This window comes from Planomicrobium sp. YIM 101495, from assembly GCF_009707665.1.
Taxonomy (GTDB): Bacteria; Bacillota; Bacilli; order Bacillales_A; family Planococcaceae; genus Planococcus.
On sequence record NZ_WLZW01000001.1, the window covers coordinates 1877032 to 1893507 of the forward strand.

The following is a 16476-nucleotide window of genomic DNA, read 5'->3' on the forward strand; positions in this document are numbered from 1 at the left end:
TCCTCAATTAATAGGAGATTTATTCGGTGTCCCCGCTTTTCTCGGATATTTCTTTGGTGTTTTCTTGAACTTCCGGAAGACCTGGATATACCGTTCACTTTCTTCAACCGGCAATAGGAATGTATGTTCGTTTTCTAGTTCTACACCTAATATTTGTAACGCCTTTTCTGCATCTTTCAGCTCTTCTGGAGCAGAAGCTGCTTTCAGTGCTGCAAAACGACCGCCCTCTTTCACAAGTGGTACGCATAGTTCAGACAGAACAGACAAACGAGCAACTGCACGTGCCGTCACAAGGTCGAATGTTTCACGCTGTGCGGATTGTCCGAAGTCTTCTGCACGGCTATGGACGAATTGGACGTCCGCCAATCCAAGTTTTTCACTCAAGTGCGTCAAGAATTGGATGCGTTTATTCAACGAATCGACGATCGTGACGTGAAGATCCGGGAAACAAATTTTTAGTGGAATACTTGGGAAGCCGGCTCCGGCGCCAACGTCGCAAATCTTTAGCGCACCTGTGAAATCCAGGTGGAAAGCTGCTGAAATGGAGTCATAAAAATGCTTGAGATAAACGGATGGCTGATCAGTGATGGCCGTCAAATTCATTTTCTCATTCCATTCGACGAGTTCTTCGTAATAGATGCGGAATTGCTGAAGCTGCGCATCTGTCAGTTCGATACCGTGCTGTTGAAGGATTTGCTTGAATTGCTCTTCATTCATGGAAGTACTCCTCTTTTCCTTTTTGTCGTGGATGGAAATCAAATAAAAAGGGCTGGAAAACCAGCCCCCTCGTTGTCTATGTCACTCTGCTATTAGCTGGAGATTTTTGCGATTCTACCTTGTTCAATATACACCAACAAAATGGAAATGTCAGCAGGGTTTACACCTGAAATACGTGACGCTTGGGCGATTGAAAGTGGTCGAACTTGCTTCAATTTGCCGCGTGCTTCCGTGGCGATTCCTGAGATCGCATCGTAATCGATGGCATCCGGAATTTTTTTATCTTCCATCTTCTTCAGTTTTTCCACTTGCTGAAGCGATTTTTCGATATAGCCTTCGTATTTCACTTGAATTTCCACTTGTTCTGTCACTTCTTCCGACAATTCCGGTGCTTCTGTCAGTCGGGCGATCATTCCGTAATGCATTTCTGGACGTTTCAAGAGATCCGCACCGCGAATGCCGTCTTTTAATTCACTGCCAGCAGCTTCTTGGATCACTGCCTGTACCTCAGCAGTCGGTTTGATCATGAAGCTGCGCAGACGTGCGATTTCGTCGTCGATCTGCTGTTTTTTCTCAAGGAAACGCGCGTAGCGTTCTTCCGAAATCAAGCCGAGCGAGTGGGCAAGCTCTGTCAAACGGAGATCTGCGTTATCGTGGCGCAGCAACAAGCGGTATTCGGCACGTGATGTTAGGAGACGGTAAGGCTCACTTGTCCCTTTCGTCACCAAATCATCGATCAAGACGCCGATATAACCGTCCGAACGGCTCAGGATGACTTCTTCTTTGCCGAGCACTTTCGCTGCGGCATTGATGCCAGCCATAATCCCTTGACCAGCTGCTTCTTCGTAGCCGGAAGTCCCGTTTATTTGACCTGCAGTGTACAAGTTGACAATTTGCTTAGACTCGAGCGTCGGCCATAGTTGTGTCGGCACGATCGCATCATATTCGATGGCATAGCCGGCACGCATCATCTCCGCTTTTTCAAGCCCCGGCACAGATGCGATCAGTTGACGCTGCACGTGCTCAGGTAAACTTGTCGAAAGGCCTTGTACATAGACTTCGCTCGTATTGCGGCCTTCCGGTTCCAGGAAGATCTGGTGACGCGGCTTATCGCTGAAACGAACGATCTTGTCTTCGATCGAAGGGCAATAACGCGGCCCTGTCCCTTTTGCCATGCCTGAATACATCGGTGATAGGTGAAGGTTACGATCGATAATTTCATGCGTTTCAGAAGTCGTATAAGTTAACCAGCAAGGCAGTTGATCAAGAATGAATTCCGTCGTTTCAAAACTGAATGCACGGGGCTGGTCGTCTCCAGGCTGGATTTCTGTTTTGCTGTAATCGATGCTCTTGCTGTTGACGCGCGGAGGCGTTCCTGTTTTGAAACGGACCGTTTCGAAGCCGAGCTCTTCCAGGTTTTCAGCCAGTTTAATGGATGGCTGCTGGTTGTTTGGGCCACTTGAGTAACGGAGGTCCCCGATGATGATCTCACCGCGTAGGAACGTACCTGTCGTGATGATGACCGTCTTCGCACGGTAAATGCCACCAGCTTGTGTAATCAAGCCTTTGACAGTCCCCTCTTCGACGATCAATTTCTCAACGACCCCTTGGTGAAGCGATAAGTTATCCGCCTCTTCCAACAGCCGTTTCATTTCTTGCTGGTAAAGGACTTTATCAGCCTGTGCACGGAGCGCTCGTACTGCCGGCCCTTTTGCAGTATTCAACATTCTCATTTGGATGTGTGTTTTGTCGATGACGCGTCCCATGGCTCCGCCAAGTGCATCGATTTCACGGACGACGATTCCTTTCGCCGGCCCTCCAATTGATGGATTACATGGCATGAATGCAATCATGTCCAAGTTCATCGATAAGACTAACGTTTCGGCTCCCATGCGAGACGAAGCAAGTGCTGCTTCCACTCCAGCATGGCCTGCACCGACGACAATCACATCGAACGTGCCTGCTTCAAATTGTGGCATGTTCGTTCATTCCCTTCACTGTTTTATTTCCCGAGACAAAACTGAGAAAATAATTGGTTCAGCAATCCATCATCGGCTGTGTCACCGATAATTTCACCGAGTATTTCCCATGTTCGTGTAACATCTATTTGAATCATATCAACTGGCATGTCCGCTTCAGCGGCGCCGATCGCTTCTGTAATCGTTGCGTGTGCTTGGTGCAACAGCGCGATGTGGCGGGCATTGGATACATAGGTCAGATCATTTTGTGTGACTTGTCCGGCAAAGAACAGATCAGCGATTGCACTTTCAAGGGCATCGATGCCTCGTTCCTCAACAAGTGAAGTCGTCAGTACTCGGTGGTCCCCTGCAAGTTGCTGCACTTCTTCCAGGTCGATGCGCTGCTCCAAGTCGGTCTTATTGATGACACAAATGAAATCCATGTCTTTGACGACTTCGAATAGTTGGCGATCTTCGTCGGATAGCTGCTCTGCGTAGTTCAAGACGAACAAGATTAGATCCGCTTCTTTCAATACTTTACGTGAACGCTCGACACCGATCCGCTCCACGATGTCTTCCGTTTCCCGGATCCCTGCCGTATCGACAAGCCGGAGCGGCACGCCGCGGACATTGACATATTCTTCTATTATATCACGGGTCGTCCCCGCAATTTCCGTGACAATCGCTTTATTTTCCTGCACAAGGCTATTCAATAAGGAAGACTTCCCAACGTTCGGACGTCCGATAATGACGGTCGATAGCCCTTCACGCAAGATTTTCCCTTGTGAGGAAGTCTGAAGCAGTGCTTCAATTTCCTGCTGCACCCATTCCGCTTTCTCGAGCATCAACGGCCGGGTCATTTCTTCCACGTCGTCGTACTCCGGATAATCGATGTTCACTTCCATCTGGGCGATCGCTTCAAGCAATGCTTGGCGGAGTCCGCTGATAAGCTTCGATAACTTTCCTTCCATCTGGTTGAGTGCAACATCCATCGCACGGTCTGTTTTGGCACGGATCAGATCCATCACGGCTTCCGCCTGGGACAGGTCGATGCGGCCATTCAAAAAGGCGCGTTTCGTGAATTCGCCTGGTTCTGCCAGCCTTGCGCCTGCCAGGAGAACCAATTGGAGCACACGATTGACGGAAACGATGCCTCCGTGGCAGTTGATCTCAATGACGTCTTCTCGCGTGAATGTTTTCGGTGCCTTCATTAAAGACACCATCACTTCTTCCGCTACTTCACCGGTCGCTATATCTTCTAAATGGCCATAATGAATTGTATGGGTCGGCTGTTTCGCCAATCGCTTGGCTCCAGCCGCCCGGAACAGACGGTCTGCAATCGGAATCGCTTCCGGTCCGCTGATCCGCACAATTGCAATGGCGCCCTCGCCGCTCGGCGTAGAAATCGCCGCAATTGTATCGAACTCCATGAGTGTTTCCTCCTCTTATCGTCAAAATGGAGAAAGCTGCGGAACATTTCCTGCAGGTTTCGACCATCTTTCCTTTAAAAAAGTTGTCCACATGTGGACAACCTCTCAAAAATTAACATACCTATCTAAGTTAATACAATAGCATAATCGTGCCCAAAGCTAAAGGAAGAACGCTTGATTCCTATTGTAAAAACTAAAAAAGTGCCAGCAAAAATAGACACAAAAAAGCGGAAGGAAAATGAATTCCCTCCACTTGTCTTGTTTTAGACTCCAGCGGCTTGCTCCTCGGGTCGTAAGCTTACTGTCGGAGCAAGAAGAGCCGCCTTGGCTTTTCAGTCGTGAAGCGGTTCGATGACAAGATAACGGTTCGGATCGTTTCCTTCCGAATACGTATCGATGTCCATCCGCTGCGATAAGAATTGGTGAATGACTTTCCGCTCATAGGAAGGCATCGGCTCGAACTGGACTCGTCCGCCTGTGCGGATCGCTTTGTCAGCCATCCGGTCCGCCAGTTGTTCCAACGTTTCCTGACGCCGTTCCCGGTAGTTTTCTGCATCCAATTGAACAATCAGGAATTGGCGCGCATGCTTGTTTGCCACAAGCTGTGCTAATTGTTGCAGCGAATTGAGTGTATTGCCGCGTTTCCCGATCAACAGGGCGACTTTTTCACTTTCCAAATGGAAATTTGCTTGCTTCCCGACCACCTCGTGCGTAATCGTCAAGTCGGTGACGCCCATTTCGGAAGCAATCGTTTGAATATACGCTTTCGTTTCTTCGATGGCCGTCTGGAGGGATGCGGCTTTCGCTTCTCCCTCTTTTTCCTCGATTACTTGTGGCTGTTCTGGTGCCTTTGGTTCTGCTGGTGCTAATTCTTCAGTAAAAGCCGGTACATCCGCTTCCGGAGTTTCTTCAATGATGGTTTCCTGCTGTGCTAGTTCCGGTTCCGCCTTTTCGGACGTCTCCTTCAAAGTAACTTTTACTTGAGCTGCTTTGGCACCGAATCCGAGAAATCCTTTTTTCTCTTCTTGAATCACTTCGATCGTTACTTGGTCGCGTGTCGCTTGAAGCTCAATCAAAGCAAACTCGACCGCTTCTTCAACCGTTGCCCCCGTTTGCGTAATGTGCCTCACTTTTTAGCCCCTCCTGCTTTCGTTTTAACAGGCTGTTGTTCCAGTTCTTTCTTCTTCTCCCATGGGCGGTAGATGAACATGTTTTGGATGAGGGAGATGATGTTCCCGATGACCCAGTACAATGTCAGTGCCGATGGAAGGATGATCCCGAAACCGATGATCATGAATGGCATGAAATACATCATCATCTTCATCTGAGGATTGTCCATTGCCGGTCCGGTCATAAGGACTAGTAGCTGCATACCCCCTGCGATGAACGCTAGGATGATGCTCGGCTCCGCCAATGTGAAAATAAGGAACGAGCCAAGGTCGATATCCGGTGTGTTGTTCATCCGGCTGATCGCATGGTAGAAACCGATGAGGATCGGCATCTGGATGACGACCGGCAGACAGCCTGCCATCGGATTGACGCCTTCTTTTTGAAGGATGCCCATCATTTCCTGCTGGTACTTTTGCTGTGTGACCGCGTCTTTCGACTTGTACTTCTCTTTTAGTGCTGCAAGCTGCGGCTGGATTTGTTGCATCCGTTTCGAGCTGCGCGTTTGTTTGATCATTAATGGAAGGATCGCCAGACGGATGATGATTGTCACTGCGATGATCCCGAGGCCGTATGTGCCAAGAAGGCCTTTGAAATAAGTGATTACCGAGACTAGTGGCCAGACAATGAATTCATTCCAGAATCCTTCGCTATCACTGCTGATGGGCTGGTCGAATTCCATACACCCGGCCAAAAATCCGGTTGCCGCAATCAGCAAAGCGAACAATAATAAACGCTTCTTCAAACCTTTTCCCCCAAACTTCTCATTCAATTGTAGTAATCATACCATTCGTGTTCATTTATTTTCTACATTTTTCGGCAATGCGCGCGCAATTTTCAGCACGTGCATCAAACTTTTCTTGCTTTCATGAAAATCTAAATCGGCCGCCGGTTTCCTGGCGATAATTACATAGTCCGCATTCGGGAGTAAATCGTCTTTCAATTCCAGGAACGTCTGGCGGATGAATCGTTTTATCCGATTCCGCGTGACAGCGTTGCCGACTTTCTTCGAAACGGACAAGCCGAGACGAAATTCCGGTTGGTCGCTTTTCCGGACGTAGACGATGAACTGACGGTTTGCGAATGATTTTCCTTTTTTAAAAACATGCTGAAATTCAATATTCTTCTTGATCCGTTGGTGCTTATTCATTTTTTCACCTGCTTAGATGGCGCTTCCGCTTTTCTCATTGTCCAGACTCCAGCGCCCAGCTCTTCGGGTCATAAGCCAGCTCAGCTTCGCAGCCTTTGCCGCTGCGCTGATCCGGCTTATGCCTTTCAGAGCTTGACGGGCGTTTCCGCTTTTCTCATTGTCCAGACTCCAGCTGCCAGACCCTCGAGACACTTCGACTTTACGATCGATGGCTAAGAAGCGCCATCATTCGCAAAGTCTCCAGCGCTTGTCGGGTCTGAACGGCAGCTTCCGCTTTTCTCAAAAAAAAAGACCACTGATGCGGTCAGTGGACTTAAGCTGATAATACTTTTCTTCCTTTACGACGACGCGCTGCCAATACTCGGCGGCCGTTCTTTGTGCTCATACGTGCTCTGAAGCCGTGTACTTTGCTGTGTTTACGCTTATTTGGTTGGTAAGTACGCAATGACATTCTATGACACCTCCTGAATGAGAGTTAACTACTTCGATAAGACAGTCTTGACTATTATAAGGCGTGAGCTCTCCAAATGTCAACGTCTGTTTCTAGAACTCTCTTTTTTCCACTCCCCGGCTTATCCACAATCACGAAAAAACAGGAGGGAATAACTGCTCCTTCATTTCTTGGTCAAAAAAAATATCCACACCCCTTATCTACAGCTTCTACACATAGAAACCCCCTGTGGATAGAATCATTGTGCACAAAAAATGAGATGTGGATAAGTGAAACAAGTCCTTGAAACATCTTCTCATTTTTGGTAACATGAAATTGTTTTCACTTGTGAATAGATTATCACCCCAAAAACTTATCCACATTTTGTGAATAAGCTGTGGACAGTTATCCACCGGGCTGTTTGCAGGAATTATCCACAGCCTGTGGTTTTGTGTATGATATAATTAAAAAAGTATTTTTCATTAAAGGAGAAACGCTATTGGAACACTTAGACGAACTATGGTCAAGTGTGTTAGCCCAAGCTGAAACGAAAATCTCCAAACCTAGTTTTGAAACTTGGCTGAAATCAACAAAGCTCCTCACATATCAGGATGGTCAGATCACGATTTCCGCTCCGAATTCATTTGCGCGTGATTGGCTCGAAAACCATTACGTACCACTGATTACGGGAATCATCTCAGATCTTCTTGGTGAAGATCTGCTTATTAAATTTGTTGTGCCAAAAGACCAGAACATGGACGATTTTCAATTGCCAGCTCCCCGCATTAAGCCGGGAGAGACCGACCAACAGGAATTTCTGCCAGGAATGCTGAACCCGAAATACACGTTTGATACATTCGTGATCGGTTCCGGCAACCGTTTTGCACACGCAGCTTCACTGGCAGTCGCAGAAGCTCCCGCAAAAGCGTACAATCCGCTTTTCATCTACGGGGGCGTCGGCCTTGGAAAAACACATTTGATGCACGCCATCGGACATTACGTCCTCGAACATAATCCAAATGCGAAAGTGGTTTATTTGTCGTCTGAAAAATTCACTAACGAGTTCATTAACTCCATCCGTGATAACCAGACTGTCGATTTCCGCAATAAATACCGCAGCGTCGACATTCTTTTAATCGATGACATTCAGTTTTTAGCTGGAAAAGAGCAAACACAAGAAGAATTCTTCCATACATTCAATACATTGCATGAAGAATCGAAACAGATCATCATCTCCAGTGACCGGCCTCCAAAAGAGATCCCGACGCTGGAAGACCGTCTCCGTTCCCGTTTTGAATGGGGATTGATCACGGATATTACACCGCCAGACCTGGAGACGCGCATCGCCATCCTACGCAAAAAAGCGAAAGCTGACGGGCTCGATATTCCAAACGATGTCATGACTTATATCGCCAATTCGATCGATTCGAACATCCGTGAACTCGAAGGCGCTTTGATCCGTGTCGTCGCTTATTCCTCTTTGATCAACCGGGATATGAGTGCGGATCTTGCAGCAGAAGCGCTGAAAGACATCATGCCAAACTCCAAACCGAAAGTGATTACGATCCTTGATATCCAAAATGCAGTCGGAGAGCAGTTCAATGTGAAACTCGAAGACTTCAAAACGAAGCGGCGGACGAAGGATATTGCCTATCCGCGTCAAGTCGCGATGTATTTGTCACGGGAAATGACGGATTTCTCCCTCCCGAAAATCGGTGAGGAATTCGGTGGGCGTGACCATACAACCGTCATACATGCACACGAGAAGATTTCCAAAATGCTGAAAGACAACCAACAGCTCCAGCATGATGTGAAAGAAATCAAAACAGCACTCGGCCGTTCATAAACAGGGCTGTGGATAACCATATAATTTAAGGAGCAGTTTATACACAACTTATCTACATGTGAATAAACTGCTTCTCCGCGTTAAAATGGCACTTATCCACAAATCCACAGCCCCTATTACTATTATTACTAAAAAGACTTAAATAAAATATATATATTAAGCGAGGTATGAAAATGAAATTTGAAATAATTCGTGAGCGATTAGTAGAAGGATTGAACGATGTAATGAAAGCTGTCAGTTCAAAAACGACATTGCCGATTTTGACAGGAATTAAAATCGATGTAACAGGAGAAGGCGTGCGTTTGACTGGAAGCGATTCAGACATCACGATCCAAACATTCATTCCAGCTGAAGAAGACGGCAAACAAGTCATCAACATTTCAGAAGGAGGCAGCATTGTCCTGCCAGCGAAGTTCTTTGGCGAGATCGTCCGTAAACTTCCTACAAATGATGTTGAAATCGAAGTGACAGGGAACTTCCAGACACATATCCGTTCAGGAAAGTCCGAATTCCACTTGATCGGACTCGATGCGATCGAATATCCGCAATTGCCGGATGTAAAAGATGATCATATGTTCAGCATTCCCGCAGATCTATTGAAAACAATCAACAGGGAAACAGTTTTTGCAGTTTCAAGCTCAGAGACACGCCCAGTCCTTACAGGAGTACACTGGGAAATCAAAGAAGATGAACTTGTGTGTGTCGCAACAGACAGCCATCGTCTTGCACGCCGCAAAACAAAACTGGAATCATTGCCAAAAGACGAATACAGCGTCGTCATTCCAGGGAAGAGCTTGAATGAATTGAACAAAATCTTGGCAGACACGAAAGATCCTGTCGAAATCGTCATGACAAGCCAACAAGTCCTATTCAAATCGAAACATATCCTATTCTTCTCAAGACTTTTGGAAGGCAGCTATCCAGATACATCGAGACTGATCCCATCTGAACATAAAACGCAAGTGACGGTTAACGGCCGTTCACTTCTACAAGCAATCGACCGTGCTTCCTTACTTGCACGTGAAGAGCGCAACAACGTTGTCCGTTTCTCAACGATCGGCAACGGCGAAATCGAAGTATCTTCCAATTCACCGGAAGTCGGGAAAGTAGAAGAGCAATTGCCAGCAGAGAAAATCGATGGCGAAGAACTGAAAATCTCGTTCAGTGCAAAATTCATGATGGATGCCCTTAAAGCAATCGATGGACAAGACGTCGTCATCGAATTTACCGGAGCGATGCGTCCATTCGTCTTGAAATCAGCGCTGGATGATTCCGTTTTACAGCTGATTTTGCCTGTCCGGACCTATTAAAAATAATTAACACCCATGAGAGCTGCCATAAAGGCGGCTCTTTTTACTTTTATACTTAATTAGGGTAAAATAGAGGGATAGAATACAAATCGAAGGATGAGGCCATTTTGAGAGAAATCGGGATTGATAAAGAATTTATTACATTGGGTCAATTATTGAAAATTACAGATGTCATTAATTCAGGCGGCATGGCGAAATGGTTTTTGAGCGAGCATGAAGTATATGTCAACGGAGAGTTGGATGATCGACGCGGACGGAAATTACGTGCTGACGACAAAGTGACGATCCCAGCGATCGACGAAGAATTTCTGATGGTGGATGCGAGAGGTAGCCATTCAGATGAGGATTGACCGGCTGACGCTGGAGAATTATCGGAACTACGAATCACTTGAACTGTCATTCTCTCCCGAAATCAACGTCTTCATCGGAGAAAATGCGCAAGGAAAGACGAACATCATGGAATCCATCTATGTACTATCCATGGCCAAATCTCATCGCACTTCCAACGACAAGGAACTGATACGCTGGGATGCGGACTATGGTAAAATTAAAGCTGATGTCCAGCGGAAATACGGCAAATTACCGCTTGAAATCCTCCTTTCCAGAAAAGGCAAGAAAGCGAAAGCGAATCATTTGGAACAAAAGCGGCTGAGCGATTATATCGGGCAGCTGAATGTTGTTATGTTCGCACCTGAAGACTTAAATCTCGTCAAAGGGAGTCCGCAATTGCGCCGTCGTTTCATCGATATGGAAATCGGACAGATTTCACCAGTCTATTTGCACGATCTCGTCACGTATCAGCATTTGCTGAAACAGCGCAATCATCTCTTGAAGCAAAATTACGGCAAATCATCGATCAATGACGTGACATTTGATATTTATACAGAACAATTCATTGAAGCGGCAGTGAAGATCATCCAGAAGCGATTCCAGTTCATGGAGCTGCTGCAGCAATGGGCGGAACCGATCCATCACGGGATCTCCCGCGGACTCGAAAAACTTCAGATCCGTTATCAGCCGGTCAGCGGCCTGAAACCGGAATGGACGCCTGAAGAAATGGCGTCTTTTTTACAAAGTAAGCTGGGAGAAGTCAAAAAGAAGGAGATTGAGCGCGGCACGACATTAGTCGGGCCACACCGCGACAATCTTCAATTCCTCGTCAACGGCTATGACGTCCAAACTTATGGCTCGCAAGGGCAGCAGCGAACCACCGCATTGTCCTTGAAGCTGGCGGAAATCGAACTGATCAAGCAAGAAGTCGGGGAACCACCTGTACTGTTGCTCGATGACGTCCTTTCCGAGCTGGATGATTATCGCCAGTCCCATTTGTTGAACACCATTCAAGGATCCGTCCAGACCTTCGTTACGACCACAAGTGTCGACGGCATCCATCACGATACAATCCGCAACGCCCGCCTTTTCGATGTGATCGGCGGCAATGTCAAGATAGATTGAAACGGTCCTGTCTTTCGGCAGGGCCCAACGAAGCAAGAAAGAGCAGGTGAATGGCATGGCCATGGAAGAAAAGAATACAGAACAATCATATGGCGCAAGCGAAATTCAAGTACTCGAAGGTCTTGAAGCCGTAAGAAAACGTCCGGGGATGTATATCGGTTCGACCGGTCCACGCGGGCTGCACCATCTCGTATGGGAAATCGTAGATAATAGTATCGATGAAGCGCTAGCAGGTCACTGTGACCAGATCGCTGTCACGATTGAAAAAGATAACTGGATCCGTGTAGAAGATAACGGACGTGGTATTCCAGTCGATACTCAAGAGAAAATGGGACGTCCAGCTGTTGAAGTCATCATGACGGTTCTCCATGCTGGTGGTAAGTTTGGCGGAGGCGGCTATAAAGTTTCCGGCGGTCTTCACGGAGTGGGGGCTTCGGTCGTGAACGCATTGTCCGAAGTGACGGAAGTGACTGTCGACCGGGACGGCAAGAAACACCAGATCCGTTTCGAACGTGGAGCGGTCGCACAGGAACTTGGAGTCATCGGCGAGGCCGAGACGACAGGCACGACAATCCGTTTCAAGGCGGACTCTGAGATTTTTAAGGAAACGACTGTATATGAGTACGATTTGCTCGATCACCGCCTGCGCGAGCTTGCTTATTTAAACCGTGGGTTGAAAATCGTCATTCGTGACGAGCGCGAAGGCATTGAGCAAGAGAAGAACTATCATTTCGAAGGCGGAATCCAGTCGTACGTGGAGCACTTGAACACGTCGAAAGATCCGCTTCATGAGCCTGCAATTTTCGTGGAAGCGGAAAAAGACGGCATTACAGTCGAAGTAGCAATGCAATACAATGCTGGCTACGCGGCGAATATTTTCTCTTTCGCGAACAATATCAATACACATGAAGGCGGAACGCACGAATCCGGCTTCAAAACAGCATTGACGCGAGTCATCAACGATTATGCCCGCAAGAACAACATGTTGAAAGACCAAGACCCGAACTTGACGGGTGATGATGTACGTGAAGGGTTGACAGCAATTATTTCTGTTAAGCATCCGGATCCTCAATTCGAAGGGCAAACGAAAACGAAGCTCGGGAATACGGAAGTCAGCACCATCGTCAACAATGTATTTGCGTCAGGGTTTGAGCGTTTCCTAATGGAGAATCCTACTGTATCGAGAAAAATTGTGGACAAAGGAATCATGGCGTCGCATGCCCGTATGGCTGCGAAGAAAGCCCGTGAATTTACACGCCGTAAATCAGTCCTAGAAGTTTCAAGCTTGCCAGGTAAGCTTGCGGATTGTTCATCACGCGATCCGGCAATCAGTGAACTATACATCGTAGAGGGAGACTCTGCCGGTGGTTCTGCAAAAGCAGGACGTGACCGTCACTTCCAAGCGATCCTGCCACTCCGGGGGAAAATCCTGAACGTCGAAAAAGCACGTCTTGATCGCATTTTGACGAATGCAGAGATCCGTAATATCATCACAGCACTCGGTACGGGCATCGGAGAGGAATTCAACCTCGAGAAAGCCCGTTATCATAAAGTCGTCATCATGACCGATGCCGATGTAGACGGAGCGCATATCCGTACATTGCTCCTGACATTCTTCTTCCGTTTCATGCGCCCATTGATCGAAGCAGGCTACATCTACATCGCACAGCCGCCATTGTTCCAGATCAAACAAGCCAAACACGTGGAGTATGTCTATACGGATGCACAATTGAAAGAAGCACTGGAGCGGCTTCCAGCATCTCCAAAACCGAACATTCAGCGATACAAAGGGCTTGGTGAGATGAATGCCGTGCAACTTTGGGATACAACAATGAACCCGGACGTCCGGACGTTGTTACAAGTGGAATTGCAAGATGCAATCAAAGCGGATGAGACATTCCATATCTTGATGGGGGACGACGTGGAACCACGCCGGAACTTCATCGAAGAAAACGCACGTTACGTGAAAAACTTGGATATTTAAGCATCACAAGGTGAGAGGAGGCTGCACATATGGCTGAGCGGCCAGGCAGCGGAGTTGAAGGAATAAATATCAGTACAGAAATGCGGACGTCTTTCTTGGACTACGCAATGAGCGTCATTGTTTCACGTGCACTGCCCGATGTCCGGGATGGCTTGAAACCTGTGCATCGCCGTATTTTATACGCGATGTACGATTTAGGCATCACAGCGGATAAATCATACAAGAAATCTGCCCGTATCGTCGGTGACGTCATCGGTAAGTATCACCCGCATGGTGATAGCGCCGTATACGAAACGATGGTCCGGATGGCACAGGATTTCAGCTACCGTTATATGCTCGTCGATGGACACGGAAACTTCGGATCAGTCGATGGGGATTCAGCGGCGGCAATGCGTTACACGGAATCCAAAATGTCTAAGATCTCCATGGAATTACTGCGTGATCTGAATAAGAACACGATTGATTATAAAGAGAACTACGACGGCCAAGAAAAAGAGCCGGTTGTTTTACCGAGCCGCTTCCCAAACTTACTGGTGAACGGAACTTCCGGGATCGCAGTCGGAATGGCGACGAACATTCCACCGCACCATTTAGGCGAAACGATCGATGGCGTGTTGGCGCTGGCAGATAACCCTGCCATCACCACGGAGGAATTGATGGACATCATTCCAGGTCCGGACTTCCCGACTGGCGGAATCATTCTCGGCCGGAGCGGGATCCGCCGCGCTTACGAAACAGGGAAAGGCTCCATCCTGATCCGTGCTGTTGTCGATATCGAGACGAAGCCGAACGGACGCGAGACGATCCTTGTCCGCGAATTGCCTTTCCAAGTCAACAAAGCCCGGTTGATCGAGAAGATCGCCGAGCTGGTCCGTGACAAACGGATCGACGGGATTACCGACCTACGTGACGAATCCGACCGGAACGGGATGCGGATCGTCATTGAAGTGCGCCGGGATGCAAGTGCCAGCGTACTGTTGAATAACCTCTATAAACAAACAGCGATGCAGACGAGCTTCGGGATCAACATGTTGGCGCTCGTCGACGGGCACCCACGTGTGCTCAGCTTGAAAGAAGTGCTGTTCCATTATTTGGAGCACCAGAAAGAAGTCATTACACGCCGCACGCAGTTCGAGCTTGCGAAAGCACAAGACCGTGCGCACATTCTCGAAGGCCTGCGCATTGCGCTGGATCATATCGATGCCATCATCGCATTGATCCGCGGTTCCCAGACGACGGAAGAAGCAAGAAACGGGTTAATGAAGGACTTCTCACTAAGTGAGCGCCAGTCCCAAGCGATCCTGGACATGCGTCTTCAGCGCCTGACAGGACTTGAGCGCGATAAGATCGAAGAAGAGTACCAAGGCCTTGTCAACTTGATCAAGGAATTGGAAGCCATCTTGGCAGACGAGAGCTTGATCATCCAGATCATCCGTGAAGAGATCCTCGAAATCAAAGAACGCTTCAGTGATACACGCCGCACAGAAATTACTGCGGGTGGAGCGGAGATGTTCGAAGACGAAGATCTGATTCCACGTGAAGATTCGGTTCTGACATTGACGCATAACGGTTACATCAAACGTTTGCCGGCCAATACTTATCGCAGCCAAAAACGCGGTGGTCGCGGCGTACAAGGAATGGGGACAAACGAAGACGACTTCGTTGAACACCTACTATATAGTTCGACACACGATACGATCCTATTCTTTACGAATACCGGGAAAGTGTACCGGAAGAAGGGATATCAAATCCCTGAATTCGGCAGGACGTCCAAAGGATTACCTATTGTCAACCTTCTAGAGGTCAGCAAAGAAGAGAAAGTGACTGCCATGATCCGGGTATCCGAGTTCAAAGAAGATGCATTCTTCTTCTTTACAACACGCGGAGGGGTCAGTAAGCGGACACCGGTCTCGAACTATGCCAACATCCGTCAGAATGGCTTGATCGCAATCGGCTTGCGTGAAGACGACGAGCTGATTTCCGTGAAGCTGACTGATGGCGAGAAAGAAATCGTCATCGGGACGCGCAACGGTGCGTTGATCCGTTTCCCTGAAGAAGATATCCGCAGTATGAGCCGTGGAGCAACAGGGGTACGCGGCATCCGTCTGCGTGACGGTGACGAAGTGGTCGGCATGGAAGTATTGGAGCCGGGCGACAAAGTACTTGTCATCACGGAAAAAGGTTACGGGAAATTGACCGATGAAGAAGAGTACCGCGTCCAGTCAAGAGGCGGGATGGGGATCAAGACAGCCCAAATCACTGAGAAGAACGGACCGCTTGTCGCTGTGCGTACAGTCAACGGTTCGGAAGATATCATGTTGATCACGGTCAACGGCATCCTGATCCGGATGGATGTCAATGACATCTCTAAGACAGGCCGAAGCACACAAGGCGTCCGTCTGATCCGTCTCGGAGACGAGGAGCGGGTCGCCACTGTTGCGAAAGTGAAGAAAGATATCGATGATCTTCCAGACGAAGATCCAGAAGATGCTCTTATAGAAGAAAGTGCCGAAGCAGACGTCTACGATGAGGAAGAAGTCGTAGCAGATGCAACGGATGAAAGCCCGGAAGCAGATTGGGACGATCCAGAAGAATAAAGGATGAACTGCCTAGCATCGTCGACCTACTCGACTTTGCCGGGCATTTTTTCTTTTGGGGAGAATCTTTCAGAAATCGACGGAAACACGCAAGGAGTCAGGCGTAATAAGGGTTTGGGCTATGTATCGCTGTTTGGAATTACACTGTGGAAGTTGGTTTACAACGAATAAGTTGAGATAAACCAACTTATTTTCGAAAAGGTATTGCAATATAAGAAAATCCTTGGTAAGATAGTCCTTGTCGTGTTCGAGGCATTCAACGCATTCGAAACACGAAGAAAAAGAATTTCAAATTAGTTATTGACTTCCGGTTCGGAACTTGATACTATAGAGAAGTTGCCGCTGAAACAAACGGCGCTTTACGAAACAACATGAACCTTGAAAACTGAACAGCAAAACGTTGATGAAATAGTTACTGATCAGCCTCCGGGC

General features: G+C 47.8%; 13 protein-coding genes. 6 read left to right on the forward strand and 7 right to left on the reverse strand.

The window, feature by feature from the left end; all coding sequences use genetic code 11:
• Nucleotides 1-3: 3 nt before the first annotated feature.
• From rsmG to rpmH, 7 genes are all read right to left on the reverse strand, one after another.
• Nucleotides 4-717 (reverse strand): 16S rRNA (guanine(527)-N(7))-methyltransferase RsmG, encoded by a 714-nt coding sequence (gene rsmG / locus GIW82_RS09120; RefSeq protein ID WP_154749514.1) that lies wholly within the window; start codon nt 715-717, stop codon nt 4-6.
• Between the two features lie 92 nt (nt 718-809).
• Complete coding sequence (gene mnmG, locus GIW82_RS09125; RefSeq protein WP_154749515.1) at nt 810-2696, reverse strand: tRNA uridine-5-carboxymethylaminomethyl(34) synthesis enzyme MnmG; 1887 nt, start codon at nt 2694-2696, stop codon at nt 810-812.
• Nucleotides 2697-2719: 23 nt separating this feature from the next.
• Nucleotides 2720-4105 (reverse strand): tRNA uridine-5-carboxymethylaminomethyl(34) synthesis GTPase MnmE, encoded by a 1386-nt coding sequence (gene mnmE / locus GIW82_RS09130; protein ID WP_154749516.1) that lies wholly within the window; start codon nt 4103-4105, stop codon nt 2720-2722.
• Between the two features lie 332 nt (nt 4106-4437).
• On the reverse strand, nt 4438-5235 hold the full coding sequence (jag, locus tag GIW82_RS09135; RefSeq protein WP_370456155.1) for an RNA-binding cell elongation regulator Jag/EloR: 798 nt from the start codon (nt 5233-5235) through the stop codon (nt 4438-4440).
• Nucleotides 5232-6017 (reverse strand): membrane protein insertase YidC, encoded by a 786-nt coding sequence (gene yidC / locus GIW82_RS09140; RefSeq protein ID WP_154749517.1) that lies wholly within the window; start codon nt 6015-6017, stop codon nt 5232-5234. The genes jag and yidC overlap by 4 nt, the downstream gene beginning before the upstream one ends.
• A gap of 51 nt (nt 6018-6068) precedes the next feature.
• Nucleotides 6069-6422, reverse strand: coding sequence for a ribonuclease P protein component (gene rnpA / locus GIW82_RS09145; RefSeq protein WP_154749518.1), 354 nt, complete (start codon nt 6420-6422; stop codon nt 6069-6071).
• A 313-nt stretch (nt 6423-6735) separates the two neighbouring features.
• On the reverse strand, nt 6736-6873 hold the full coding sequence (gene rpmH, locus GIW82_RS09150; protein WP_146497930.1) for a 50S ribosomal protein L34: 138 nt from the start codon (nt 6871-6873) through the stop codon (nt 6736-6738).
• A 478-nt stretch (nt 6874-7351) separates the two neighbouring features.
• On the opposite strand from rpmH, the gene dnaA reads away from it, so the two are divergent.
• The 6 genes from dnaA to gyrA all read left to right on the forward strand — a co-directional run bounded on the left by dnaA (nt 7352) and on the right by gyrA (nt 16044).
• Nucleotides 7352-8698, forward strand: a complete 1347-nt coding sequence (gene dnaA, locus GIW82_RS09155; RefSeq protein ID WP_154749519.1) for a chromosomal replication initiator protein DnaA — start codon at nt 7352-7354, stop codon at nt 8696-8698.
• A gap of 173 nt (nt 8699-8871) precedes the next feature.
• Nucleotides 8872-10008 carry a DNA polymerase III subunit beta gene (gene dnaN / locus GIW82_RS09160; protein ID WP_154749520.1) on the forward strand — a complete coding sequence of 379 codons (1137 nt, stop codon included), beginning with the start codon at nt 8872-8874 and terminating at the stop codon, nt 10006-10008.
• Between the two features lie 107 nt (nt 10009-10115).
• Nucleotides 10116-10358, forward strand: a complete 243-nt coding sequence (gene yaaA, locus GIW82_RS09165) for a S4 domain-containing protein YaaA (protein WP_154749521.1) — start codon at nt 10116-10118, stop codon at nt 10356-10358.
• Nucleotides 10348-11463, forward strand: a complete 1116-nt coding sequence (recF, locus tag GIW82_RS09170; protein WP_154749522.1) for a DNA replication/repair protein RecF — start codon at nt 10348-10350, stop codon at nt 11461-11463. Before yaaA ends, recF begins: the two co-directional genes overlap by 11 nt.
• 55 nt (nt 11464-11518) lie before the next feature.
• Entirely contained in the window at nt 11519-13447 is a 1929-nt protein-coding gene (gyrB, locus tag GIW82_RS09175) for a DNA topoisomerase (ATP-hydrolyzing) subunit B (RefSeq protein ID WP_154749523.1), read from the forward strand.
• 29 nt (nt 13448-13476) lie between these two features.
• Nucleotides 13477-16044, forward strand: a complete 2568-nt coding sequence (gyrA, locus tag GIW82_RS09180) for a DNA gyrase subunit A (protein WP_154749524.1) — start codon at nt 13477-13479, stop codon at nt 16042-16044.
• Nucleotides 16045-16476 lie beyond the last annotated feature (432 nt).